The sequence below is a fragment of the Porphyrobacter sp. AAP60 genome (genome assembly GCF_001296025.1).
Classification (GTDB): Bacteria; Pseudomonadota; Alphaproteobacteria; order Sphingomonadales; family Sphingomonadaceae; genus Erythrobacter.
The window spans coordinates 61,950-83,449 of record NZ_LJHV01000002.1; the positions used below are offsets into that span (position 1 = coordinate 61,950).

Consider the following 21,500-nt stretch of genomic DNA (forward strand, 5'->3'; position numbering starts at 1 on the left):
CCCCGGCAGCCCATGGAGCGGGCAACCGGGGCAGAGGATGCGGTGAGTTGAGGGGCGCTGCTGCGGCCAGCGGGCCGTTTATTGCCCGGATTGTGCCGCGATCCAGCGATCGATCTTGGCTTCGAGCACGGCGAGCGGCAGTCCGCCAGTGTTCAGCACCTGCTCGTGAAATGCCTTGATGTCGAAATTGCCGCCCAGCTTCGTTTCGGCCCGCTTGCGCAACTCCTGGATCTTGAGCGCGCCGATCTTGTAGGCCAGAGCCTGGCTGGGAATAGCGATGTAGCGTTCCACTTCGGCCACCACTTCGGTGCGGGTCATGCCGGAGTTCTGCATCATGAAATCGATCGCCTGCTCGCGGCTCCAGCCCTTGGCGTGGATGCCGGTATCGACCACCAGCCGCATCGCGCGCAGCTGTTCGTCCTGCAAGGTTCCGTAACGGTTCCACGGGTCCTTGTAGAAGCCCATCTCGTTACCCAGCGTTTCGGCATAAAGCGCCCAGCCTTCGACAAAGGCGGTGGTGCCGCCATAGCGCATGAAATTCGGCAGCGCCTCGTTTTCCTGCGCGAGGCTGATCTGGAAATGGTGCCCCGGCGCACCCTCATGCAGGTACAGCGTGACATTGCCGGTGGTCAGCCGGCTCGGCAAATCATAGGCGTTGAAATAGAACACACCCGGCCGTTTGCCGTCGGCTGAACCCGATTGGTAGGAACCGCCTGCCTCGAACTGTTCGGTCGACGGATCATAGGGACGGATTTCCAGCCGCGATTTCGGGGTCAGCGAAAAGTAGTCGCCGATCTTGGCGTCAACCCGCTTGCCGATATCGTAATAGGACTGGGTCAGGGCCTCGCGGCTTTTGGGCTGGAACTTGGGATCGGTGCGCACGTAATCGAAGAACTCGTTCAGCGTGCCCTTGAAGCGCACCTCTTTCTTCAGCTTTTCGAGATCAGCCTTGATGCGCGCGACTTCGGACAGGCCAAGCTGGTGGATCGTTTCGGCATCCAGCGGCAGCGTGGTCGATTCCTCGACCAGCATGGCGTAAAGTTCTGCGCCGCCCTTCATCTGCGACAGGCCCACGCTGGTGCGCGCTACGGGAAGATATTCATCGCGCAGGAAATCGCGCAAAGCGGTGTTGGCGGCGTAGAGCTGCTTGGTCTTGGCCTCGTAGGCAGCGGCAAGCCGCGCCTGATCTGCGGCGGAGATTTCGTCCGGGAAGGATTGAACCGGCGCCATGAACGGGGATTCGGCAACCGGCTTGGCCAATTGCGTATCCAGCTGGGTGATCATGATTTCGGTGGTCAGGCGAGTTTCCAGCACGCCGGTTTTCATGCCTTCGCGGAACTTGCCGATCGCACGCTCGATGAAGTCGATATAATCATCATGCCGCGCCAGATTGTCTTCGTAATGCGCGAGCGTTTCGAACGGTGCGACCCCGGTGCCGCCGGCAAAGGTCGGATAGAAGGTGTGCAGTCCGAAAAAGTGGTTGATCGGGCGAACTTCAGTCAGCGCGCGGATCGCATCGCTTGCACCTTTCAGCGATTGTTCTTCGGTATATTTGAACACATCGTAGGCAAGCTGGTCGGTCTCGGACAGTTTCGACCGGTCAATCTGCGCCAGCAATGCGAGGTTGAGCTGCGTGTCGGTACGCGCCGCGATGAAGGCGGAATCGGTGAGGAAATCGCCCAGCCGATCGGCGTTTTCATCCTCGCCGCGAAACAGACGGCTGAGCGGATTGAGCGCCAGTTCGCGTGCGTCGGCATCGTCGAACAGGGCGAACAGCTTGTCATGCTCGCTTTGCGACGCTTCTGTGGCGGCGGGTTCGGGATTGGTTTGCGCGTAGGCCGGAGCAGCAAGCAGCAGCGCCGTTGAAGCAGCAAGAACGAGACGGAAGGTCATTGTAAAAGTCCCAAGGAAGAGGAATGCATTTCGGGACGCGCTATCCCTGTCGCGCAACCGTCACAAGCGCACCCGCGACGAGCGACGCTGGCACTTCGACCGGTGTCATGACGCCAAACTGTAGCGCGCTGCGTGGAAGGCGGCGTCGGCGCGCAGTTGATCATGTTCGACCCATACCGAATGGGTGCCCGAACAGATCTTGTGCGGCAAAGCGAGGCGGCAGATCGGGCCTTTGGTCACGTCTCTCGCGTCCATGATCGCGCATTGTGATGTAGCGGTGTTTTCATCGATCAGGAAAGTCACAAGATAACCGTCATCTTCCGAGGCGGCGCCCTTCCTGGGCACCATCGGGCTTTCGCTGGCGTAGACCCCTTCGGGCAGAGTGTAGACCTGTTCTTGCCCGGTCTCGGTGTCGTGCCGGACATAGCCGTTGAAAAGGAACCACCCGGGCCGCGTGGTGGTCGACCAGACGTAGCGGCTCTTGCGCATCGCAAAGGCCGGGTTGATCATCCCGAATTCGACAATCCGGTCAGTCAGCCGTTCTTCGCGGGTTTCGCCGGTTTTCAGGTTGAAGCGCCAGCGGTGCAGGCGGCTCTGGAAAGAGTGTTCGTCAACATAGGCCATCATGTGGCTGTAACGGCCCATTTCCTCGAGAGGATCGGGCATGGGCTTGGCCTGATGATAGCCTTCGAGGATGACTTCGTCGCCTTCTTCCCAAGCGTTCGTCCAGTGCAGCACGTAAGTCGGTTCGGCCTCGAACCAGCGGATGTCCTCCGGCTGCCCCCGGCGCGGGATCAGTGCAAAGCGGGTCGGCATCCCTTCGTGAATGCGCGCGGCGTGGATGTTGCTGCCTAGCAGTTCCTTGTCCCAGAACAGCGGCATATCATTGAGGATCGACCAGTTCTGCGTGATCGCCATGTCGTGCGGCAGGCGCGGGCCGGGCAGGGGGACGGGCATGTAATGCACCAATTGTCCGGTGCGATCGACCACGCCGTAATGCATGAATGGCGCGTGCTTCGAATAATTGAAAAACATCAGCTCGCCGGTCGCTTCATCGACCTTCGGGTGGGCAGATATGCCGTCGAGCGGCACCCAAGGCGCCTTGCCGCGGCTGCCCAGCGTCACAGGATCAAGCATCCACGCCTCGCCGCACTGGTACAGCGTGGCATAGGCGGTGCCGGCGTGGACGATGATGTCGGTGCTGCCGGTGTCCTTCAGCCCGCCATGCGCGCCGAAGCCGGGGCGTTTCGATGTGCCCCACGGGTCCATCAAGCCGCCCCACAGGGATTGGCCCGCAATCTGCTCCGCTTCGAAGCAGTGGGTGCGCACAAAGCGGTTGCGATAGCTCGCTTTCCCGCCCGAAATGCTGACCTGGTGGATCATCGCATCGCCATCAAACGGATGGTGGCGGCCCAGCGGCTGGTGCACCTGGTTTTCGGTGTTGCGCAGGTAAATGCCGTCAATGTCGGCTGGGATTGCACCCTCGATCACCTGCAGTTCAGCGACATCCACCTCTTCGTGCAGCGGCGTCCACGGCCCTGTCAGATAGGGGTGGTTTGACGGCTCCAGCGTAGTTTTCACCGGCGGATGGCGCGTGATCTGCATCGTTGTTCTCCCTCGTGCCAGACTAGCGATGGCCCGCCTGCTGGCAAGCTGGTATGATAGCATGGCGCGGGGCGAGAAATTTGATCCCGATCAAGGCAAGCCAGCTTGTCCAGATCGATAAGTGAAACATCACCGGGAGACATGCGATGAAATCGATCTTGCTGCACATTGATCACGATCACGCGATGCAGGCGCGCTTGCAGGTGGCGCTCGATATCGCACGGGCGACCAATGGCCACATCACCTGCCTGCAAGCGCTGAGTTACGAAGTTTTCGCGCCGGGCGATGTGTATGGCTCGGCGATTGCGGCCGCGATGCCGGTAATCAAGGAAAACGCCGAAAAGCTGCGCGCCGAAACCGAAGCGCAGCTGGAGCACGAAGGCGTGATGTGGGACTGGCGCTTTGTCTACGGCACCGCGCCGCACCGCCTGCTGGAAACTTCGCCGCTGGCGGACATCGTGATCCTTGGCCCCGCTGATCTGGGCGCACGCGGCCCTTCGTCGCTGGTCGGCGATCTGGTGTTGAAAGCGGGTGCGCCGGTGCTGGTTGTGCCTGAAGGCACAAAGGCCTTCGATGTCAGTGCACCGATGCTGGTGGCGTGGAACGGATCGGCCGAAGCCGCGCACGCATTACGCGCCGCAGTCCCGTTGCTGGCCTGTTCGTGCAAGGTCACGCTGGCGAGCGTCGCCGAACCGTCGGAAAAGGCGCGCTTCGATTTTCCTGCAACAGAAGGCGCGAAGTATTTGAGCCGCCACGGCATCGATTGCGAAATCGTCGAAATTCCGCGCGGGGAGGCACGCATCGCCGACATCTTGTTTTCGGCAGCGCAACTGCGCGAATGCGGACTGATGGTGATGGGCGCCTATGGCCATTCGCGGTTGGCGGAAATGCTGCTGGGCGGCGTGACGCGGCAAATGCTGAGCGAGCCGGAAATGCCGATACTCCTTGCTCACTGAAATCGGCATTGCGAGCGTAGCGAAGCAATCCATGGACGGATGTTACCGCCAGCGGAACCGTCAGGCCATGGATTGCCGCGGCTTCGGCTCGCAATGACGAGGCAATTTACTTCACTCTTTTCCGCATCATGCCTTCCTGCGCGACGCTCGCCACCAGTTCGCCCGCGAGGTTGAATATGCGCCCGCGATTGAAGCCGCGCCCTCCGCCAGACCAAGGGGCATCGGTGGCGTAGAGCAGCCATTCGTCCGCCCGCGCATCGCGGTGGAACCACAGCGCATGATCAAGGCTGGCGCCGACCAACTCGTTGCGCATCCACGAGAGTCCATGCGGCAGGGCGCTGGTGCCAAGCAAGGTGTAGTCGCTGGCATAGGTGATGATCGCGCGGTGAAGTTCGGGCGTGTCGTCCGCCCCTGTGATCGGGGCTGCAACCCTGAACCACGAATGGGCACGCGGATCGCGCGGTTCGCTGCTCATCCAGTGCAACCGGTCAGTTGTGCGCATTTCGATCGGGCGCGGGCGCAGCATCACGCGGCGTTGTAGCTCGTTCAGCCTGTCGCCCCAGGCATCGGCAATCTCGCGGCGCTGATCGATATCGGGGCGCAGATCATCGGGGCCCGGCACTTCGGGCATCGGGGAATCGACGTGTTCAAGGCCATCTTCCGGCAACTGGAAACTGGCCGTGAGGTTGAGGATCGGAACAGGGATGCCGTCCTCGTTTTCCTGACTGGCAACCACCCTGCGGTTGGCGAAGCTGCGCCCGTCGAAATCGCGTTCGATGCGGTATTCAATCCCTGCGCCCTCGCGTCCGCCGCGCAGGAAATAGGCATGGAGCGAATGAGCCGCTTTGCCATCCGTCACGCTCGCCTGTGCAGCCTGCAATGCCTGCGCCAGAACCTGCCCGCCGAACACCCGCCCGATCCCGTCAGCCTGCGGCGGGCCGAGGTATATATCGGCGGCACGCTTTTCGACGGTAAGCAAGCCGATCAGGTCGGCGACAAGCTGTTCATTGGTGGGTGTATCGGTCATGGCGCAAGGCCATGCGGCGGGCTTACGCGCCCGTCAATCCCAGCTTGCGCATGATGCGAAATGCATAGGCCTTGGCATAGTTCTGCTGCGGCCAGCGGCCCGGTGGCTTGGGCTGAAGCCCGCGTTGGCGCATGATCGCGTTCAAAATCCGCGCATCGCTTTCACGGTAGCTCCACTCGCTGCGCCAGGTGATCGAAAGCGATACCGACGGGGCAGGGCCGTTCCTGACGAAATGCGGCGCCATGACCGGCACGAAAAGCGCTTCGCCCGCAGCAAGCGGAAACTCTGCGCCGCGGGCAAGAAAGGCGTCATCCCACTTCAATTCACGCGGGCCGCCGGAATGATAGGTTTCATGCGCTACGTCCGGGACAAAGCGCGTGTCGCCTGCCGGAAACTGTGTCATCACCTTGGTGCCGCGGATCTGGAGCAGGATGTTGTGTTCCGGATCGAAGTGATAGGGCGTGACCGAATTGGGGCTGGAAACGAAGATGAAGCCCTGAGGGGTTAACATCGCGCCGGTTGCCGCTTCGATCTCAGGGCGGATTTCTTCGAGCAGGCCCAGCAGCAGGTCGCGGTAAGCAGGCACCTGTTCGATATTCTTGAGCACCGCCCAGCTTTCCGCATCGGCCACGCGGCGGATGGTTTCCGCGATGGTCAGGCCGTTGGAACCCGGCTTGCCATCGACCCCGATCGGCAGATCGCCGCGATTATATTCGACCGAGGTGATTGGCAGCTTTTCGGCAAGTGTTGCCAGCGCTTCGATCTCCAGCAGCGGGTGGCTGGTCAGGCTATGGGTCAGCACATGCGGCGTTTCGGGATATTTCGCGGCAAACAGGCGATGGGCTGAGGCGTCGAACACGGTCGCGGGCAGGGCATCGGCAAAATGGGCTGGGGCGTTCATGGCTGGCTCGTCTGGCTGGATGGGCGGGGGCGGGTTTCATAGGCCTTGAGCAGGCGGAAAACGGCACGGCGCAAGGGCCCGCCGATGGCAATGTTACAACTCACCATGCGGCGTTGCCCGCGCCACAGGCGTTCGATCATCGGGTGGCCTTCCACCGCGCAGCTATCAGCCCATTGCACATCGGGCCGTTCCAGCAGGGCAAGGTTTTCAAGCTGCAACAGCATTCCCGGCGAATAGCGGGCGTAGGCTTCGTCAAAGGCGGTCTTGAAACTATATGCGCCCGGCGCGGTGATAAAATTGGCGAGCATCGCAATGGCCCGGCCATCCAGCCGCAGCGCAAGCCGTTCGAGCCGCCCGGCCACTGCTGCGCCCGCCAGCGCCTGATGGAACAGGGCGATTGTATCAGGCGAGCTTGCCAACGCGGAGCCTTCTTCGCCCTTCCACCCGGCACTTTCGAGCGCAAGAAACTCTTCAGTCCATGCAGCTACCCCTTCGCTGCCTTCGACGCGTTCAAAGGTCAGCAGGCCTTCTTCGGCCAAGCGGTTGTACTGGCGGCGCAGTTCCTTGCGTTTCTTGGCGCTCATCGACGCTTCGAGATACTCCTGCGCGCTGAAATCGCCTTGCAGGCAGGCGCGGTTTTCCATTTCAGCCACGTAATGCCCGCGCGCTCCGGTTGCGAGGACGCGGGCAAGCGCGGCATAGGCCGGGCCATCGGCAGGCAGTTTGGGCAGGTGCAGGAACAGCGCGCGCCGAGGGCTGCGGTCAAAATGCGCCAGCAACATCCGCCAGAAATCGTCTTCTTGCCCTGCCTCTATCAACGGCGTGCCGCAGAAGGAATTGGCATGAAGCCACCCGGTCGCATGGGTCACAGCATGGCTGTAATAACGCGCACTGCGGACGACAGGCATCAGCCCTGCCAGTCTGCCGCCGGTAAACCACGCCTTGATCACCACGCGCTCTGAAGCACCCCATTGCCTGAGCGACGGGATCAGGAACCACGGTTCGTAAAAGGGATTGGGCTCGCCCGCCTGGGCTGCCAGCCGTTCCCATGCGGCAACAAATGCAGGCTCGGTAATTTGGTTCAGAGTGAGCAACCGCAGATGGCTGTCGGTTGACACGCCGGCCGGGGTGACGGGCGCACGGGTGCGAAAACTTTTCGCAGCTGCCATGTCCATCGCCCTTAACCCCGTCTTGCCGGGCCAGTCAGTGGTCCCCGCATGGCCCATGCCATAGAGCAATTAAGAAAGCCTCAGCGCAGCAAGGGCGTGTCCGACGCAGGGACATGGGTTCGGGCAAAGATAAACCCCGCCGGGCGGGCAGCCCGGCGGGGTGAGTATTCAGCCGCAATGGCCGGTCAGATTCAAGCCGCCGCCAGCGCCGCCAGCAGCAGCAGCGCGACGATATTGGTGATCTTGATCATCGGATTGACGGCAGGGCCAGCCGTATCCTTGTAAGGATCGCCAACCGTGTCGCCCGTCACCGCCGCCTTGTGGGCTTCACTGCCCTTGCCGCCGTGGTTGCCATCTTCGATGTACTTCTTGGCATTGTCCCACGCGCCGCCGCCCGATGTCATCGAGATCGCGACGAACAACCCGCCGACGATCACGCCGAGCAGCAATGCGCCCAGCGCGGCAAAGCCATTGGCTTGCCCCGCCACGGCGGTGATCAGGAAGTACACCACAATCGGTGCCGCCACCGGCAGCAGCGAGGGGATGATCATCTCCTTGATCGCGGCCTTGGTGACGAGATCGACGGTGCGGGCGTAATCAGGCTTTAATTCATAGGTCATGATGCCCGGATTCTTGGCGAACTGGTCACGCACGTCCTTCACCACTTCGCCCGCAGCCCGGCCCACTGCCGTCATGCCCATCGCGCCGAACAGGTACGGCAGCAACGCGCCGAGCAGCAGCCCGACGATGACGTAGGGGTTTTCAAGGCTGAAATCGACCGTCACACCTTCGAACAGCTCTCGCAGATCGGCGGTGTATGTGGCGAACAGCACAAGTGCGGCAAGACCGGCCGAACCGATGGCATAGCCCTTGGTCACGGCCTTGGTGGTGTTGCCCACTGCGTCCAGAGCATCGGTCTTTTCGCGCACGCTTTCATCCAGCCCCGCCATTTCGGCGATGCCGCCGGCATTGTCGGTAACCGGACCATAGGCATCGAGCGCCACGACCATGCCTGCCAGCGCCAGCATCGATGTGGCCGCATAGGCGATGCCCATGAGCCCGGCGAGCTGGTAGGCGATGATGATCCCGGCGCAGATCACGAAGGTCGGCAGCGCGGTCGATTCCATGCTGATTGCAAGGCCCTGGATCACGTTGGTGCCGTGGCCCGTTTCCGAAGCCTTGGCGATCGAGCGGACCGGGCGGTAATTGGTGCCGGTGTAATACTCGGTGATCCAGATGATCAGACCGGTGATGACGAGGCCGAGGAACCCGCAATAGAACAGAGTGCGGCCATTATAGGCCTGCCCTGCAATCGCGCCTTCCATGTCGCCCAGCGTGGCGCTGATCGCCCACCAGATCGCAGGCACTGACAGCACGGCGGTGACAAGGAAACCCTTGTACATTGCGCCCATGATATTGGTCCCCCCGCCCAGGCGGACGAAGTAGGTGCCGATGATCGAGGTGACGATACACACCCCGCCGATCAGCAAAGGCAACACCATCAGCGCAAACAGGTTTTCCGCCCCGCTCAGCAGCAGCGCGGTCAGCACCATGGTGGCACCCACGGTGACGACATAGGTTTCGAACAGGTCGGCAGCCATACCAGCGCAGTCACCCACATTGTCTCCGACGTTATCGGCGATCACAGCGGGGTTGCGTGGGTCATCTTCGGGGATTCCGGCTTCGACCTTGCCGACCAGATCCGCGCCGACGTCTGCCGCCTTGGTGAAGATCCCGCCGCCAAGCCGCGCGAAGATCGATACCAGCGATGCGCCGAGTGCGAGAGCGGTCAGGCCGATCACCACGGGACGGCTATCTGCTGCCAGCCCGGCCGGGCCAGTGAGGTACCAGAAGAAACAGGCAATCGCGAGCAGCGCAAGGCCTGCCACCAGCATGCCGGTGATCGCGCCGGCGCGGAAGGCCAGCGTCAAGCCTTCCTGCAGGCCCTTCATTGCAGCCGCTGCCGTGCGGACGTTGGAACGCACGGACACATTCATGCCGATGAACCCTGCAACGCCCGAAAGCACAGCGCCGATTATGAAGCCGACTGCCGGGATCGCGCCCAGCGTTACCGCCACAATCACAGCCACGATCACGCCAACGATGGCGATCGCGGTATATTGCCGCTTGAGGTAGGCTTGCGCGCCTTCCTGAATGGCGGCGGCTATTTCCTGCATCTTGGCATTGCCGGCATCCGCGCCGAGCACCTGCCTGCTGGTGACGAAGCCATAAACAATGGCAAGCACACCCAGCCCAATCGAAATGAGCAATAAATTCACGAGTAATCCCCTCTCGTTTTTATGGTTTCCGCGCGGGAAACCTGCGCCTCCTTTGATCCCTCGGGCGCAGGGGATGCAGTCTTAAGCGCTCGGTGAAGACTGGCAAGCCTCCACCCTACCGCAATTGGCGGTTTTCAGCCGGAGAATGGGGGCTTTCAGCAGTTTTGCTAAGGACGTGCGCGCCGATCAACCGTGCTCGTAGCCGAGATTATCCGAGCCTGGCAGCGGGACGTCCCCCAATACCAGCGGAGCAGGGCCCGCGGACGATACCTGCCCGATCCGCGCTGCATCGATCGGCAGAATGACATCGGTCGCAGCGGTGAACAGCAATTCGTAATCATCGCCCCAGCGGATGCAGTCATCGTACCGTGCGGGGTCTGCGACCGGAATGGCATCCGTTGCGAGTGTGAAGGTCACGCCGCTCGCCTGTGCCATCCGCCTGCAATCGATCAGCAACCCGTCCGATACATCCATCATCGCGCTGACCAGCGGGGCAAGCGCGCGGCCTTCGGCAAGGCGGGGAACGGGACGGTTGAAGGCGGTAAGGTGGGCAGGGTCGCCTTCGAAGCCGAGCATGGCGCGGCCTACCTGCCCCGTGACGAATATGGCATCGCCCGCTTTCGCTCCGCTTCGCGCGGGGACGGGGGTGTGGGTCGCGCGGCCAATTGCAGTCATGGCGAAGGTGCGCCCGCCCGATACCGCCACCGTATCGCCGCCCAGCAACGGCGTGCCGAATGCTTCCAGCGCGGCATTCAGTCCATCAAGGAAGCGCGCATCTTCGCGCCCCAACGTATGGCCAAGCAGAACGCCAAGCGGTTCTGCGCCCTTGGCCGCGAGATCAGAGAGGTTGGCCGCCACCAGCTTCCACGCGACATCGGCCATGTCGGCATCGGCCCGGAAGTGGGTGCCTTCGGCCATCATGTCATGATTGATCACCAGCGTTTCGCTGCCGAAGGTAATAACCGCGCAATCATCTTCCAGCCCGCGCGCACCGGGGTGCAGCGGCAGGCGGCGCAGGGCATCGATAAAGCGGGCTTCGTTCATGGGCATGAACGCCGGTCTTAGCTTGCGCGCAGTTCCTTGGCCACGGCATCCAGAATGCCGTTGACGAACTTGGCCTGCCCGTCATCGAAGAAGGCCTTGGCCACTTCGACATATTCATTGATCGCCACCGGAGCGGGCACATCGACGCGGGCGATCAATTCATAGGTACCGGCGCGCAGCACTTGCAGCATAGCCTTGTCCAGCCGGGTCAGGCTCCACCCATCGGCAAGCTTGCCCGCTATCACCGTGTCGATTTCATCGCGCCGCGCATCAACGCCGCGCACCACATCGTCAAAGAACGGCACGTCAGCGTCGGCATATTCGGTATCGCCAAAGGCATCATCGTCGATCGCGCGGCCCAGCCGGTGCTGGTGAAATTCGTCGAGCAAGCGCGCCAAGGCGGTGCCTTCCATATGCTGCTGGTAAAGCGCCTGCACAGCGGCAAGGCGGGCAGCCGAACGGGCTTTGGAGCGGGCGGGTTGGTTCATTTGATCCTCAGTTCCACGGACTTGGCGTGGGCGGGCAGCCCTTCGGCATGGGCAAGCGTGGCGGCAGCGGGGCCGATTGCGGCGAACGACGCCTCGTCCAGCCCCAAAAAGCTGGTGCGCTTCATGAAATCGAGCACGGAAAGCCCGCTGGAGAAGCGCGCCCGGCGCCCGGTAGGCAGCACGTGGTTCGGCCCGGCGACGTAATCGCCCACAGCCTCGGGCGTCATCCGCCCAAGGAAGATACTGCCTGCATGGCGGATCGCCTTCAGGTAAGGTTCGGGATCATCAACCGCGATCTCGACATGCTCTGCTGCCAGCCGGTTGGCGAGCGCGGGCGCTTCGGCCATCAGATCGTTGACGACGATGATCACGCCGTGGGCTTCCCAGCTTGTCCGTGCGGTCTTGGCGGTGGAAAGCTGGCCGATCTGCAGGTCGACGCAATCTTCCACCTGCCGGGCAAATCCGGCATCATCGGTAACCAGGATCGATTGCGAAGTGGGGTCATGCTCGGCCTGCGACAGCAGATCGGCGGCGATCCAGTCAGGATCGTTCTTGCCATCGGCGATCACAAGGATCTCCGAAGGCCCGGCCACCATGTCGATCCCGACCACGCCGTAAAGCTGGCGCTTGGCTTCCGCGACCCAGGCATTGCCGGGGCCGGTGACGACGTCGACCGGGCGGATGCGCTGCGTGCCATAGGCGAGCGCGCCTACCGCCTGCGCCCCGCCGACACGCCAGATTTCGTCCACGCCCGCGATATGCGCAGCGGCGAGCACCATCGGGTTCGATTGCCCCTTGGGCGTCGGAGTAACCACCACCAGTCGTTCAACCCCGGCAACCCGCGCCGGAATGGCGTTCATCAGCAGCGATGAAGGGTAGGCAGCGCGCCCGCCCGGCACATACAGGCCCGCTGCATCGACCGACCGCCAGATTGCGCCAAGCCGCACGCCCGCCGCGTCGACATAGTCGCGATCCTGCGGCAACTGCGCTTCGTGATAGCTGCGGATGCGGGCTGCGGCGAGCTCCAGCGCATCGCGCAGATCGGTCGCAAGTTCATGATAGGCCTGTTCGCAAGCCTCACGCGAAATTGACCAGTCGGCTTCGTCTGTCAGCGCATAGCCATCGAAACGCTGCGTATAGTCGACAAGCGCCGCATCACCGCGCAGCTTCACCGTCTGCAGAATGTCGGACACCTGCCCGGCAACATCGCTGTCGGATTCGCGCCGGGCATCGACAATACGATCGAACTTCGCGGCAAAATCGGGCTGGAGAGTGGACAGAATGGGGATCATGCGGCCTGCGCCTTGCTGCGGGTTTCGGCATCACGGCGGAACGCATCGACAAGCGCGGCGACACGCGGATCGGTTTTCAAGGCGGTGCGGTTGACGATCAGGCGCGCGGAAATCTCAAGGATCACGCTGGTTTCGACCAGCCCGTTTTCCTTCAGCGTTTTGCCGGTCGACACCAGATCGACGATCTGCCGCGCCAGGCCGAGCGAGGGCGCAAGTTCCATCGCGCCGTTCAGCTTGACGCATTCGGCCTGCACGCCGGCGGCTTCGAAATGGCGGCGGGTGAGGCTGGGGTATTTGGTGGCGACGCGAAGGTGGCTGGCGCTTCCGGCCTCGTCCCCGTCACTCGCAAGCCGGGCGACCGACAGTCGGCACAGGCCGATGCCCAGATCGACCGGCGCGTAGAGATCGGCGTAGTCAAATTCCTCGATCACGTCCGATCCGACGATGCCGACTTGCGCCGCGCCGTGGGCCACAAAGGTAGCGACATCAAAGGCGCGGACGCGGATCAGACGCATGTCGGCGCGGGTCGTGGCAAACGCCAAAGCGCGGCTTTTGGGATCGTGAAATTCGGCGTCAGGCTCCACCCCGGCGCGCGCCATAACCGGCAGCGCTTCATCAAGGATGCGGCCCTTGGGGACAGCAAAGGTCAGCTGTCCGGGATTGTCGTGGGTGCCAATGGTGGTCATGATCGTGCGCGCACTTAAGGACGGACACGCAAAAGGGCAATGGTGATGGCGACCGGCGAAGCGGGAATCATGGGACTGGCGGACTTTACCGCCGCGCTCGATTGGCAGGCCCGCCATGCCGAGGAGAACGGCGCGCCAGCCACGGCGCGGGTCATCCGGGCGCTGGCAGGGGTGCGCAACAGCGACACCGGCACAGGGCGCCGGATCGCGAACTGGCCGGGGCTGACCTTGAAAGACGCAATGCCACTGCGGATCGCGGGCGGGTTTCACCACCTGCTGCTGTCGGGTGCGGATAAAAGGCTGGCGCAGGTCTATGCCGGCGCAATCACCGATCAGGCGGCGGTCGATGCGCTGGTGCTCGATCTGACGCACCGATTTGATGCCCGGTTGCTTCCGTGGCTCGATGGCCCTCCGCAGACCAACGAAGCTGGACGTTCCGCCAGCATCATGGCCGGCCTATTGTGGCTGGCGCAGCGGGTGCGGATGCCTTGCTTCGATCTGTTCGAATTGGGGGCGAGCGCTGGGGTCAATACGATGATCGATCGCTATTTCTTCCGGCTGGGCACGGTCGACGTTGGCCCACCCACGTCGCCCATGCAAATTGTCCCGGAATGGCGCGGCGCGCCGCCTCCCGCTCCGCCGCAGGGCTTTGCAATTGCGGCGGTGAAGGGCTGCGACATTGCCCCGATCAATCTGGCAGACCCTGAAGCGGCGCTGCGGCTCAAGGCCTATGTCTGGCCTGATGCGGGAGAGCGCATGGCCCGGATCGACGCCGCCATCGCGTTGGCAAGCGATCAGCCGCCGGACTTGATCGCCGCCGATGCGGGAGATTTCGCTGCCGCTATGCTCACGCGCCCTCAGCAACCCGGCACTGCGAAAGTGATGTTCCACTCGATCATGTGGCAGTATCTGCCCGCCGCCACACAAGCGCGGATCACCGCCGCATTCGAGGCTGCCGCTATCAAGGCAACACTCGATGCCCCTCTTGGATGGATTGCGCTGGAAACCGATCCGGCGACCTTCCGTCACGAGTTGCGGGTGCGGCTGTGGGACGGCGGGACACACCGGGGCGAGGAACATCTGCTATCCCACGCCCACCCGCACGGGGCATGGGTGGAGTGGCTCGCAGACTAGTCCGCCAGAAACGCCTCCATCGCCGCGTTCACCGCGTCCGGCGCTTCCCACGGCACGAAATGTCCGCAGTCCGGCACGTGGACGATGGTGAGCGGATCGATGATATCCTCCAGCCCTTCGAGGTTTTCGGGCGGCAGAGCGAGATCGTCCATCCCCCAGATCACCAGTGTCGGGATCGTCAGCTTTGGCAGGGCAGGCGGCGTCCAGCCTTCAGGGATTGCGAAGGGGGCATCCATTGTCGGCACATCAATCGGGCTGGCACGATAATAGTTGAGCATCCCGAAGGCCGCATCGCGGTTCTGCCAATCGAGCAGCAGCGCGTCGCGTTCTTCCGGCTCCATCGCGCTGGGGCGATCCCATTTGACCTCCTTCAGCAGCAGGCCGGTGAGGCCATGTTCTTTGACCAGCGCGTCGTTCGCGGGATCGCGGAAGCCGCGGATATACTGGCTCGCCTCGCGCTGGACGGGGTGGGTGTAAAGCAGCTTCTGGAAGATCACCGGATGCGGCGCGTTGGCGATGATGGCGCGGGTCACGCGGGCGTGCTGGCCGCCAATCGCCACGCCCCATGCCAGCGCGCCGCCCCAGTCGTGGCCGACGATGGTGAAATGCGCGATCCCCAGCGCGTCCGCCAAAAGGAATACATCGCCTATTAGCTTGTCGGGGGTGTAGGCTTCAACGTTCTGCGGTTTTGACGATCCGCGATAGCCGCGCTGGTCGGGTGCGATGCAGCGATAGCGATCACTGAAATGCGCGATCTGGTGCCGCCACGTGCGATGGCTTTCAGGAAAGCCGTGCAGGAAAATCAGCACCGGCGCATCCACCGGGCCTTCATCGACGATGTTAAGATGGATGCCATTGGGCAGCGTCACGCGCTTGAGATCGAACCGGCTCATTGCGCTTCGCCTTCCATGCGCTCCATGTAACCCTTGGCGACCATGCCTGCGATCTGGTCGAACAGTGCTTCTGGTGTGCGCCGGGCCTCGCCCATGGCCAGTTCGGCACCCTCGGCAATGATGATTTCGCGGGTTCCGGCTGCGATGCCATCGATCATGGCGCGGGCTGCGACATCGGCGGGGATACCTTCGTCAATCGCCTTGTCGCTCACCCCGCGCTGACGGCCATCACCCACCAGCGCATTGCGCGAGACATTGGTGGCGACCGATCCTGGGTAAATTGTGTGGACGCTAACCCCCGTCTGCGAAAGTTCGGCCCGCAGCGCATCGGCATATCCGGCAAGCCCGAACTTGGCGGCGGAATAGGCCGTGCGCATCGGTACGCCGACTTTGCCCGCAATCGAGGAAATGAACCCGAGCGCGCCTGAACCGCGCGTCGCCATATGCCCGATCAGGCCTTGGCTGAAGGCGATCTGGGCAGTGAGATCAATTTCGATAATATCGCGATAAACCTGCATTGAAGTCTTCAGCGCCCGGCTGCGTTGGGAGATTCCCGCATTGGCAAAAGCGATATCGACCCCGCCTTTCCAAGCTATGGCTTTGGCGGTCGCGTCGGCCAGTGCGGCTTCATCTCGCACATCAAAGGCAAGGATGAGCGTTTCGCCGCAATCTGCCGCGATTTCGGCCAACCGTTCCTCATTCCGTCCCGACAGCACAACATGCGCGCCCCGCGCCGACAGTTCGCACGCCAGCGCCGCGCCAATGCCCGATGATGCCCCGGTGATCCATGCCACCTTGCCTGAAATTTCCAATGCTCTCTCCCGAATTTAGCTTCAGGGATAGCTGACCGTCTTGGGCTTGTCGGGCAAGGGGATAAATTCTTCTTCGTCGCCCGGAACGATTGCAAAGCGGCCAGCCCGCCAATCATCTTTAGCCTGATTGATCCGTTCACGGTCGGAGCTGACAAAGTTCCAGAAAACGTGCCGCTTGGTGGCAAAAGCCTCTCCGCCCAGCAGCATCACCCGCCCGCCGGTCTGGCTGGACAACCGCATCGCCTTGCCCGGCGCGAGCACCGCCAGCTGGTATTGTTCCAGCGCCACGCCATCCACGCTGGCATCGCCGTTGACCAGCATGACGGCGCGTTCGTCTGCCTGGGCATCAAGCGGGATTGATCCGCCAGCCTCCATCAGGATTTCGGCGTAAATCGTGGCGGCGTGGGTGGTGGTGGGGGCCTTTGCGCCCCACAACTCTCCCATGATCACCCACGCTTTTGCGCCTGTGTCGGATACCATCGGAAGATCTGTTACCGCTTCGAACGCCGGATCGATTTCCTCGCGCCCGTCGGGCAGGGCGAGCCACGTCTGCATCCCGAACAATCCGGGATTGGTCGCCAATTCTGCTTTCGGGCTGCGTTCGGAATGGACGATTCCGCGCCCGGCGGTCATCAAGTTGACTTGACCCGGACGGATCGTGGCAAAAGTGCCGAGGCTGTCGCGGTGATCGATCACGCCGTCGAACAGCCATGTCACCGTAGCCAGATTGATATGAGGGTGTGGGCGCACATTCATGCCGTCGCCGGTCAGATCAGCCGGGCCGAACTCATCGACGAAGATGAACGGCCCCACCATGGTGCGCGCCTTGGACGGAAGAACGCGGCGCACGGTGAATTCGCCCAGATCGTGGCTGACAGGGGTGATAGTCTGGGTGATCATGTGCCGGTTTCCTGCTCGATCATGGCGGAAAGATTGGCAGGAAACACGGCCTCGGGCCAATCGGCAAGCTCTGCGCGGGTGAACCAGCGATGCTGCGTCATGAGGCGTTGTTCAAGCACGGTGTGCCGGGAGGTGTCGATCGCTGCTTCGGCGACGCGCACAAGAAAAAAACGTTCGTCCGCCTGCACCGGCTCGCCTTCGACAGTGATGAATTCGGGAGTCATCCGCGCGATTTGGGGCCCCGGTTCGGCAACGATCCCGGTTTCCTCCAGCAATTCGCGCCGGGCGGCGTCTTCAAAACTTTCACCCGGCTCGCATTCGCCGCCTGCGGTGACCCAGAAAGGCGGTCGCCCCGGCACGTCATAGCGGAACATCAAGGCGCGCCCTTCTTGATCAAGCACGATCAGGCGGGCTGCACAACGCAGGCGCAGGGCGGGGTTCAGGCTCACGCCTGCGGCACGCCCGCCTTGATTGCCACCGCGTGCACCCGCCCGCCGACAATGTCGCCCAGCGCCGCGATCACTGCGCGCTGGCGGGAAAGGCGGTTCATTTCCGCGAATGCGGCGGCTTCGATCTCGATGGTGAAATGCGATTCGCCCGATCCGTCGTCGCCCATGTGGCCGCTATGCTTGGCGCTGTCGTTTATGATCGCGAGGCGGGTGGGGGCGAAAGCCTCGGTCAGCAGGGCGTGCATTTCATCGGCAACGGACATCGGAACTTTCCTTCTTTGCAACTGCCGGGTGGCATTTTCCGACTTGGAACTTTGGCACCCAATCTCCATTTTGCGTCGCTATGCCTTCACCACGATTTCATGGCCGCGTCGAGAGCGCAGGGCGGCAATGCGAAGCCCCCGCTTGCCGCGAGGCGGGCGAATTCCGTGCGCCCGGTCGCCGCCCCAATGGATTTGACGGGCCGGGCGATTGGCGCTGGTTCTGTTTGCAGCACGTGCGCGAATTCAACGCCGGGTATGACTGGTTCGAAGGCATGAGCGCCGAGGAAATTATTGCCGCGCAGTCACCGATTGCGGGCTGGCGGGCGGAAACCCGTGCCTTCCGCCCTGATGCGGGTGTCGATGGCGTGCCGCGCTGGGCCGATTATGCCGATCCGCTGGATGCAATTGCTGCGCGTGCCCGCGGCATTCGCAGTCGGGCAGAACGCGAGGCGCGGATGGCCGCGACGGGCCGTTTCTCGCGAGAGGAAGCCCAGGCGCTGGAGACGATGGGGCTAGGCAGCGACACTGATCGTACCCGGTTGCGTCGGCGCTATTCCGAACTCGTCCGCCGTTATCACCCTGATCGCAATGGCGGTGACCGCCAGCACGAGGCGCGACTGACCGAAGTGGTCGAGGCCTATCAATTGCTCAAAGGCAGCGCGGCGCTGGCTTAACCGCCAGCCCCTTTGCTCCCGGCCTCTTTTATCAACGCGGCGTCAATCGCATTCGCCTCGGCATAGGCGGGGCGGTCGGTGATGCGATCAACATAGGCACGGAACGACGGGCGTTCCGGGATCGACCCGAACCGCAGGCCCCATACGAATTGGCTGCCCACGTAAGTATCGGCCATCGTGAACCGGCTTCCGGCGATGAAATCATGAGCGGACAGCCACTTGTCGAGCGTATCGAGAGCAAGTTCGAGACTGCCGAAGCCCGCCATTCCGGTTTTGCCTTCGGGAACTTCCCAGCCCATCGCCTTGGCCACAACCGCCTGTTCCAGCGGCCCGGCAGCGAAGAAAAGCCAGCGGAAATAGGCGGCGCGTTCGTGGGCATCAGGCAAAAGCCCTGCCTGCGGGTGGGTTTCGGCAAGATAGTGATTGATGCCTGCGCATTCGGTGATGACATGGTCGTGGCCCTGATGATGGTGCACCAGCGTCGGCACCTTGTTCATCGGGTTGAGCGTTTTGAGGATATCGGGCCGGCTCGCCCAGTCGAACACCACATGTTCGTAATCCGCGCCCGCTTCGTGCAGTGCCCAGCGCGAAATCTGCCCGCGGCTCATGGCGACGGTGTAGAAGGTGAATTCGGCCATTTTAGTTCTCCAGCGTGACCACGGGCACGAACCCGCCAAAGATCATGCGCTTGCCATCGAACGGCATCGGGTTGGCTTTCTGATCCATCCGCGGATCATTGAAATCGGGCGACATCATCCGCGCCATCCCGGCATCGCGCGTCGCCTTGTCCGGCCATTCGATCCAGCTGAACACCACATCTTCCTCCTCGGTCGCCTGCACGGCCTTGCGGAAATCGGTGTGTTCGCCGGAGGGCACATCATCAGCCCAGCATTCGATCACACGGATAGCGCCCATTTCGATGAACAGCGGATCGGCATGGCCTGCATGGTCGATGAATTTCTGGCGGTTGGCTTTGGGCACCGCAATCACGAAACCGTCGATATAGCTCATGGTCTTTCCTCCTCCCGCGGCGCCATGCGACGCCTGTTCAACCCTGCCGGAATGCCCAGCGCAATGTCCTGCCCATGCCCCAGGTAGCGGCGCGTGCGGGCAAGGCAGTCAATAACGGGCGTTGCAGCCGCAGCTTCTGTCTTGCCCAATCAGGCAGCATGGCGACCGCGTCGGCGGTGATCATGGTCTGCACGGCAACCGGCGTGCCTTTGGGGCGCTGGCCAAGCACAAGCTGTGCGACCTCACGCGCTTGCGGCGAGGTGGCAAGATCATGGCGCAACTCGCGGAAAATGCGCTCTGCCTCGGCGCGGGTTTCGGGCACCGGATCGGCCCCGAGGGCTCGGGCGATGACAGCGAACTGGCGGTAGTACTCGTCCTGCTCTTGCCCCGGCATATTAGGCCGGACATGACGCAGGTACCCGGCCAGAAAGCTTTGCGCCTCGGTCACGTGCACCCATGCCAGCGTGCGCGGATTGGTTGCTTCGTAGCGGGAGCCATCGGGCAATGTGCCGCCGACCTTGGCGTGGATGCGGTTGACCCGGTCAATCGCCTTCATCGCTTCATCGCGGTGTCCAAAGGTGGTCACGGCAATGAACCGCGCCGTGCGTTGCAGCCGGCCGTGCATGTCCTCGCGGAAATTGGAATGGTCGAGCACGCCTTGCAATGCGTGCGGGTGGAGCATCTGCAGCAGCAGCGCGCGCACACCGCCGGTCATCATTCCGACGATATCGGCATGCACCTGCCGGATCGGCGTATCGCGTTCGAACAGCGCATTGTCAGACGGAGGGGTGGGGGTGTGTCCCTTGTCCGCATCGTGAAACACCCCGCGCACCTGAGAAACCAGCTTGAGGCGCAGCGATTCGACGGGGTCTGGCATGAACGGTGATATAGGCGCGCTTCGCGTCAGAGGGAAACGAACTCGCCAAATTGGCAGGCATTTGCGCCAAACCACTGCTTGCAGCCGGGCGACTTGCGCTTTAACCGAAACCGGCAATGATTCAGCCCTCCAAGAACAATGTCACCGGCGATAGCGCCATGCCCAACCAGCCCGATACCACGGTCGACGTCCGCGAGATGTTCGGCATTGATGTCGATTGGCAGGTGCCAGCCTTTTCGCAGCCGAGCGAACACGTTCCCGAGATCGACGGCGCCTATGTGTTCGATCCGGATACGACGCTGGCGATTTTGGCGGGCTTTGCGCATAACCGGCGGGTGATGGTGCAGGGCTATCACGGCACCGGCAAATCGACCCATATCGAACAGGTCGCAGCGCGGCTCGGCTGGCCCAGCATCCGCGTCAACCTCGATGCGCATATCAGCCGTATCGATCTGATCGGGCGCGATGCGATCGTGCTGAAGGACGGGTTGCAGGTTACCGAGTTCAAGGAAGGCATCCTGCCTTGGGCGCTGCAGCATCCGGTGGCGCTGACCTTCGACGAATACGACGCAGGCCGCCCGGATGTGATGTTTGTGATCCAGCGTATTCTGGAATTTGATGGCCGGTTGACGCTGCTCGATCAGAACCGCGTGATCACACCCAATCCGTATTTCCGGCTGTTTGCCACCACCAACACGGTGGGCCTTGGCGACACCAGCGGGCTGTATCACGGCACGCAGGCGATCAATCAGGCGCAGATGGACCGCTGGAACATCGTCGTCGCGCTCAATTACCTCGCGGCCGAGGTTGAACAGCAGATCGTCAAGTCCAAGACCCCTGATACCGATGAAAAGCTGATCGCGGACATGGTCAAGGTTGCCGAGCTGACCCGTCAGGGCTTCATCAATGGCGACATCTCGACTGTGATGAGCCCGCGCACCGTCATCACCTGGGCGCAGAACGCGGCAATTTTCGGTTCGACCGGTTTCGCCTTCCGCCTCAGCTTCCTCAACAAGTGTGATGAGGCGGAACGGACACTGGTGGCAGAATATTACCAGCGCGTGTTCGGCGAAGATCTGCCCGAAGGCGCGGCGAAGAAGCGTTAACCAAGGCGCTTGCTCCCCAGTGTCATAGGCTGATAACACAG

22 protein-coding genes are annotated in these 21,500 nt (G+C 62.5%); 4 read left to right on the forward strand and 18 right to left on the reverse strand.

The genetic code is table 11. The features are described from left to right. Window positions 1–78: 78 nt before the first annotated feature. Window positions 79–1,893, reverse strand: a complete 1,815-nt coding sequence (locus IP79_RS00760) for a DUF885 domain-containing protein (RefSeq protein WP_054117359.1) — start codon at window positions 1,891–1,893, stop codon at window positions 79–81. A 105-nt stretch (window positions 1,894–1,998) separates the two neighbouring features. Then, window positions 1,999–3,498 carry a carotenoid oxygenase family protein gene (locus IP79_RS00765; protein WP_054117360.1) on the reverse strand — a complete coding sequence of 500 codons (1,500 nt, stop codon included), beginning with the start codon at window positions 3,496–3,498 and terminating at the stop codon, window positions 1,999–2,001. A 146-nt stretch (window positions 3,499–3,644) separates the two neighbouring features. On the opposite strand from IP79_RS00765, the gene IP79_RS00770 reads away from it, so the two are divergent. Continuing rightward, complete coding sequence (locus tag IP79_RS00770; protein WP_054117361.1) at window positions 3,645–4,454, forward strand: universal stress protein; 810 nt, start codon at window positions 3,645–3,647, stop codon at window positions 4,452–4,454. A 106-nt stretch (window positions 4,455–4,560) separates the two neighbouring features. Here IP79_RS00770 and IP79_RS00775 read toward each other — a convergent pair whose 3' ends face one another. The 8 genes from IP79_RS00775 to hisG all read right to left on the reverse strand — a co-directional run bounded on the left by IP79_RS00775 (window position 4,561) and on the right by hisG (window position 13,340). Continuing rightward, the gene (locus IP79_RS00775; RefSeq protein WP_054117362.1) at window positions 4,561–5,481 is read right to left on the reverse strand and encodes an acyl-CoA thioesterase; all 921 of its coding nucleotides are present in this window, start codon (window positions 5,479–5,481) and stop codon (window positions 4,561–4,563) included. A gap of 22 nt (window positions 5,482–5,503) precedes the next feature. Then, window positions 5,504–6,382, reverse strand: a complete 879-nt coding sequence (locus IP79_RS00780) for a cupin-like domain-containing protein (RefSeq protein WP_054117363.1) — start codon at window positions 6,380–6,382, stop codon at window positions 5,504–5,506. Next, a complete protein-coding gene (locus tag IP79_RS00785; RefSeq protein WP_054117953.1) occupies window positions 6,379–7,551 on the reverse strand; it encodes a GNAT family N-acetyltransferase in 1,173 nt (390 codons plus the stop codon). Before IP79_RS00785 ends, IP79_RS00780 begins: the two co-directional genes overlap by 4 nt. Window positions 7,552–7,742: 191 nt before the next feature. Further along, the gene (locus IP79_RS00790) at window positions 7,743–9,830 is read right to left on the reverse strand and encodes a sodium-translocating pyrophosphatase (protein ID WP_054117364.1); all 2,088 of its coding nucleotides are present in this window, start codon (window positions 9,828–9,830) and stop codon (window positions 7,743–7,745) included. A 186-nt stretch (window positions 9,831–10,016) separates the two neighbouring features. After that, entirely contained in the window at window positions 10,017–10,874 is an 858-nt protein-coding gene (gene thiL, locus IP79_RS00795; RefSeq protein WP_054117954.1) for a thiamine-phosphate kinase, read from the reverse strand. Window positions 10,875–10,891: 17 nt separating this feature from the next. Continuing rightward, window positions 10,892–11,362 (reverse strand): transcription antitermination factor NusB, encoded by a 471-nt coding sequence (gene nusB / locus IP79_RS00800; protein WP_054117365.1) that lies wholly within the window; start codon window positions 11,360–11,362, stop codon window positions 10,892–10,894. Further along, window positions 11,359–12,654: a histidinol dehydrogenase gene (gene hisD, locus IP79_RS00805; protein ID WP_054117366.1), complete on the reverse strand. Its 1,296-nt coding sequence runs from the start codon at window positions 12,652–12,654 to the stop codon at window positions 11,359–11,361. The genes nusB and hisD overlap by 4 nt, the downstream gene beginning before the upstream one ends. Further along, the gene (hisG, locus tag IP79_RS00810) at window positions 12,651–13,340 is read right to left on the reverse strand and encodes an ATP phosphoribosyltransferase (protein ID WP_054117367.1); all 690 of its coding nucleotides are present in this window, start codon (window positions 13,338–13,340) and stop codon (window positions 12,651–12,653) included. Before hisG ends, hisD begins: the two co-directional genes overlap by 4 nt. Before the next feature lie 45 nt (window positions 13,341–13,385). Here hisG and IP79_RS00815 point away from each other — a divergent pair, with 45 nt between their 5' ends. Then, window positions 13,386–14,474, forward strand: a complete 1,089-nt coding sequence (locus IP79_RS00815) for a DUF2332 domain-containing protein (RefSeq protein ID WP_054117368.1) — start codon at window positions 13,386–13,388, stop codon at window positions 14,472–14,474. Here the strand turns inward: IP79_RS00815 and IP79_RS00820 are convergent. From IP79_RS00820 to IP79_RS00840, 5 genes are read right to left on the reverse strand one after another with little or no spacing between them, the layout of a single operon-like run. After that, the gene (locus tag IP79_RS00820) at window positions 14,471–15,367 is read right to left on the reverse strand and encodes an alpha/beta fold hydrolase (RefSeq protein ID WP_054117369.1); all 897 of its coding nucleotides are present in this window, start codon (window positions 15,365–15,367) and stop codon (window positions 14,471–14,473) included. The genes IP79_RS00815 and IP79_RS00820 overlap by 4 nt on opposite strands. Beyond that, a complete protein-coding gene (locus IP79_RS00825; protein WP_054117370.1) occupies window positions 15,364–16,179 on the reverse strand; it encodes an SDR family NAD(P)-dependent oxidoreductase in 816 nt (271 codons plus the stop codon). Before IP79_RS00825 ends, IP79_RS00820 begins: the two co-directional genes overlap by 4 nt. Window positions 16,180–16,200: 21 nt before the next feature. Further along, a complete protein-coding gene (locus tag IP79_RS00830) occupies window positions 16,201–17,079 on the reverse strand; it encodes a pirin family protein (protein WP_054117371.1) in 879 nt (292 codons plus the stop codon). Beyond that, window positions 17,076–17,528 carry an NUDIX hydrolase gene (locus IP79_RS00835; RefSeq protein ID WP_156317994.1) on the reverse strand — a complete coding sequence of 151 codons (453 nt, stop codon included), beginning with the start codon at window positions 17,526–17,528 and terminating at the stop codon, window positions 17,076–17,078. The genes IP79_RS00830 and IP79_RS00835 overlap by 4 nt, the downstream gene beginning before the upstream one ends. After that, complete coding sequence (locus tag IP79_RS00840) at window positions 17,525–17,791, reverse strand: BolA family protein (protein WP_054117372.1); 267 nt, start codon at window positions 17,789–17,791, stop codon at window positions 17,525–17,527. The genes IP79_RS00835 and IP79_RS00840 overlap by 4 nt, the downstream gene beginning before the upstream one ends. Before the next feature lie 80 nt (window positions 17,792–17,871). Between IP79_RS00840 and IP79_RS00845 the strand changes: the two genes are divergently transcribed. After that, window positions 17,872–18,465, forward strand: coding sequence for a DnaJ domain-containing protein (locus IP79_RS00845; RefSeq protein ID WP_054117373.1), 594 nt, complete (start codon window positions 17,872–17,874; stop codon window positions 18,463–18,465). Here the strand turns inward: IP79_RS00845 and IP79_RS00850 are convergent. From IP79_RS00850 to IP79_RS00860, 3 genes are read right to left on the reverse strand one after another with little or no spacing between them, the layout of a single operon-like run. Next, entirely contained in the window at window positions 18,462–19,103 is a 642-nt protein-coding gene (locus tag IP79_RS00850; RefSeq protein WP_054117374.1) for a glutathione S-transferase family protein, read from the reverse strand. The genes IP79_RS00845 and IP79_RS00850 overlap by 4 nt on opposite strands. Before the next feature lies 1 nt (window position 19,104). Continuing rightward, on the reverse strand, window positions 19,105–19,476 hold the full coding sequence (locus IP79_RS00855) for a DUF1428 domain-containing protein (RefSeq protein ID WP_054117375.1): 372 nt from the start codon (window positions 19,474–19,476) through the stop codon (window positions 19,105–19,107). 37 nt (window positions 19,477–19,513) lie between these two features. Further along, a complete protein-coding gene (locus tag IP79_RS00860) occupies window positions 19,514–20,353 on the reverse strand; it encodes an oxygenase MpaB family protein (protein WP_054117376.1) in 840 nt (279 codons plus the stop codon). A 116-nt stretch (window positions 20,354–20,469) separates the two neighbouring features. Between IP79_RS00860 and cobS the strand changes: the two genes are divergently transcribed. Beyond that, a complete protein-coding gene (cobS, locus tag IP79_RS00865; protein ID WP_054117377.1) occupies window positions 20,470–21,459 on the forward strand; it encodes a cobaltochelatase subunit CobS in 990 nt (329 codons plus the stop codon). Window positions 21,460–21,500: the final 41 nt, after the last annotated feature.

Coding starts and splice junctions, on each gene's coding strand:
- IP79_RS00760 (WP_054117359.1), bottom strand. CDS start 1,893: ATGACCTTCCGTCTCGTTCTTGCTGCTTCAACGGCGCTGCTGCTTGCT.
- IP79_RS00765 (WP_054117360.1), bottom strand. CDS start 3,498: ATGCAGATCACGCGCCATCCGCCGGTGAAAACTACGCTGGAGCCGTCA.
- IP79_RS00770 (WP_054117361.1), top strand. CDS start 3,645: ATGAAATCGATCTTGCTGCACATTGATCACGATCACGCGATGCAGGCG.
- IP79_RS00775 (WP_054117362.1), bottom strand. CDS start 5,481: ATGACCGATACACCCACCAATGAACAGCTTGTCGCCGACCTGATCGGC.
- IP79_RS00780 (WP_054117363.1), bottom strand. CDS start 6,382: ATGAACGCCCCAGCCCATTTTGCCGATGCCCTGCCCGCGACCGTGTTC.
- IP79_RS00785 (WP_054117953.1), bottom strand. CDS start 7,551: ATGGCAGCTGCGAAAAGTTTTCGCACCCGTGCGCCCGTCACCCCGGCC.
- thiL (WP_054117954.1), bottom strand. CDS start 10,874: ATGAACGAAGCCCGCTTTATCGATGCCCTGCGCCGCCTGCCGCTGCAC.
- nusB (WP_054117365.1), bottom strand. CDS start 11,362: ATGAACCAACCCGCCCGCTCCAAAGCCCGTTCGGCTGCCCGCCTTGCC.
- hisD (WP_054117366.1), bottom strand. CDS start 12,654: ATGATCCCCATTCTGTCCACTCTCCAGCCCGATTTTGCCGCGAAGTTC.
- hisG (WP_054117367.1), bottom strand. CDS start 13,340: ATGACCACCATTGGCACCCACGACAATCCCGGACAGCTGACCTTTGCT.
- IP79_RS00815 (WP_054117368.1), top strand. CDS start 13,386: ATGGCGACCGGCGAAGCGGGAATCATGGGACTGGCGGACTTTACCGCC.
- IP79_RS00820 (WP_054117369.1), bottom strand. CDS start 15,367: ATGAGCCGGTTCGATCTCAAGCGCGTGACGCTGCCCAATGGCATCCAT.
- IP79_RS00830 (WP_054117371.1), bottom strand. CDS start 17,079: ATGATCACCCAGACTATCACCCCTGTCAGCCACGATCTGGGCGAATTC.
- IP79_RS00840 (WP_054117372.1), bottom strand. CDS start 17,791: ATGTCCGTTGCCGATGAAATGCACGCCCTGCTGACCGAGGCTTTCGCC.
- IP79_RS00845 (WP_054117373.1), top strand. CDS start 17,872: ATGCCTTCACCACGATTTCATGGCCGCGTCGAGAGCGCAGGGCGGCAA.
- IP79_RS00850 (WP_054117374.1), bottom strand. CDS start 19,103: ATGGCCGAATTCACCTTCTACACCGTCGCCATGAGCCGCGGGCAGATT.
- IP79_RS00855 (WP_054117375.1), bottom strand. CDS start 19,476: ATGAGCTATATCGACGGTTTCGTGATTGCGGTGCCCAAAGCCAACCGC.
- IP79_RS00860 (WP_054117376.1), bottom strand. CDS start 20,353: ATGCCAGACCCCGTCGAATCGCTGCGCCTCAAGCTGGTTTCTCAGGTG.
- cobS (WP_054117377.1), top strand. CDS start 20,470: ATGATTCAGCCCTCCAAGAACAATGTCACCGGCGATAGCGCCATGCCC.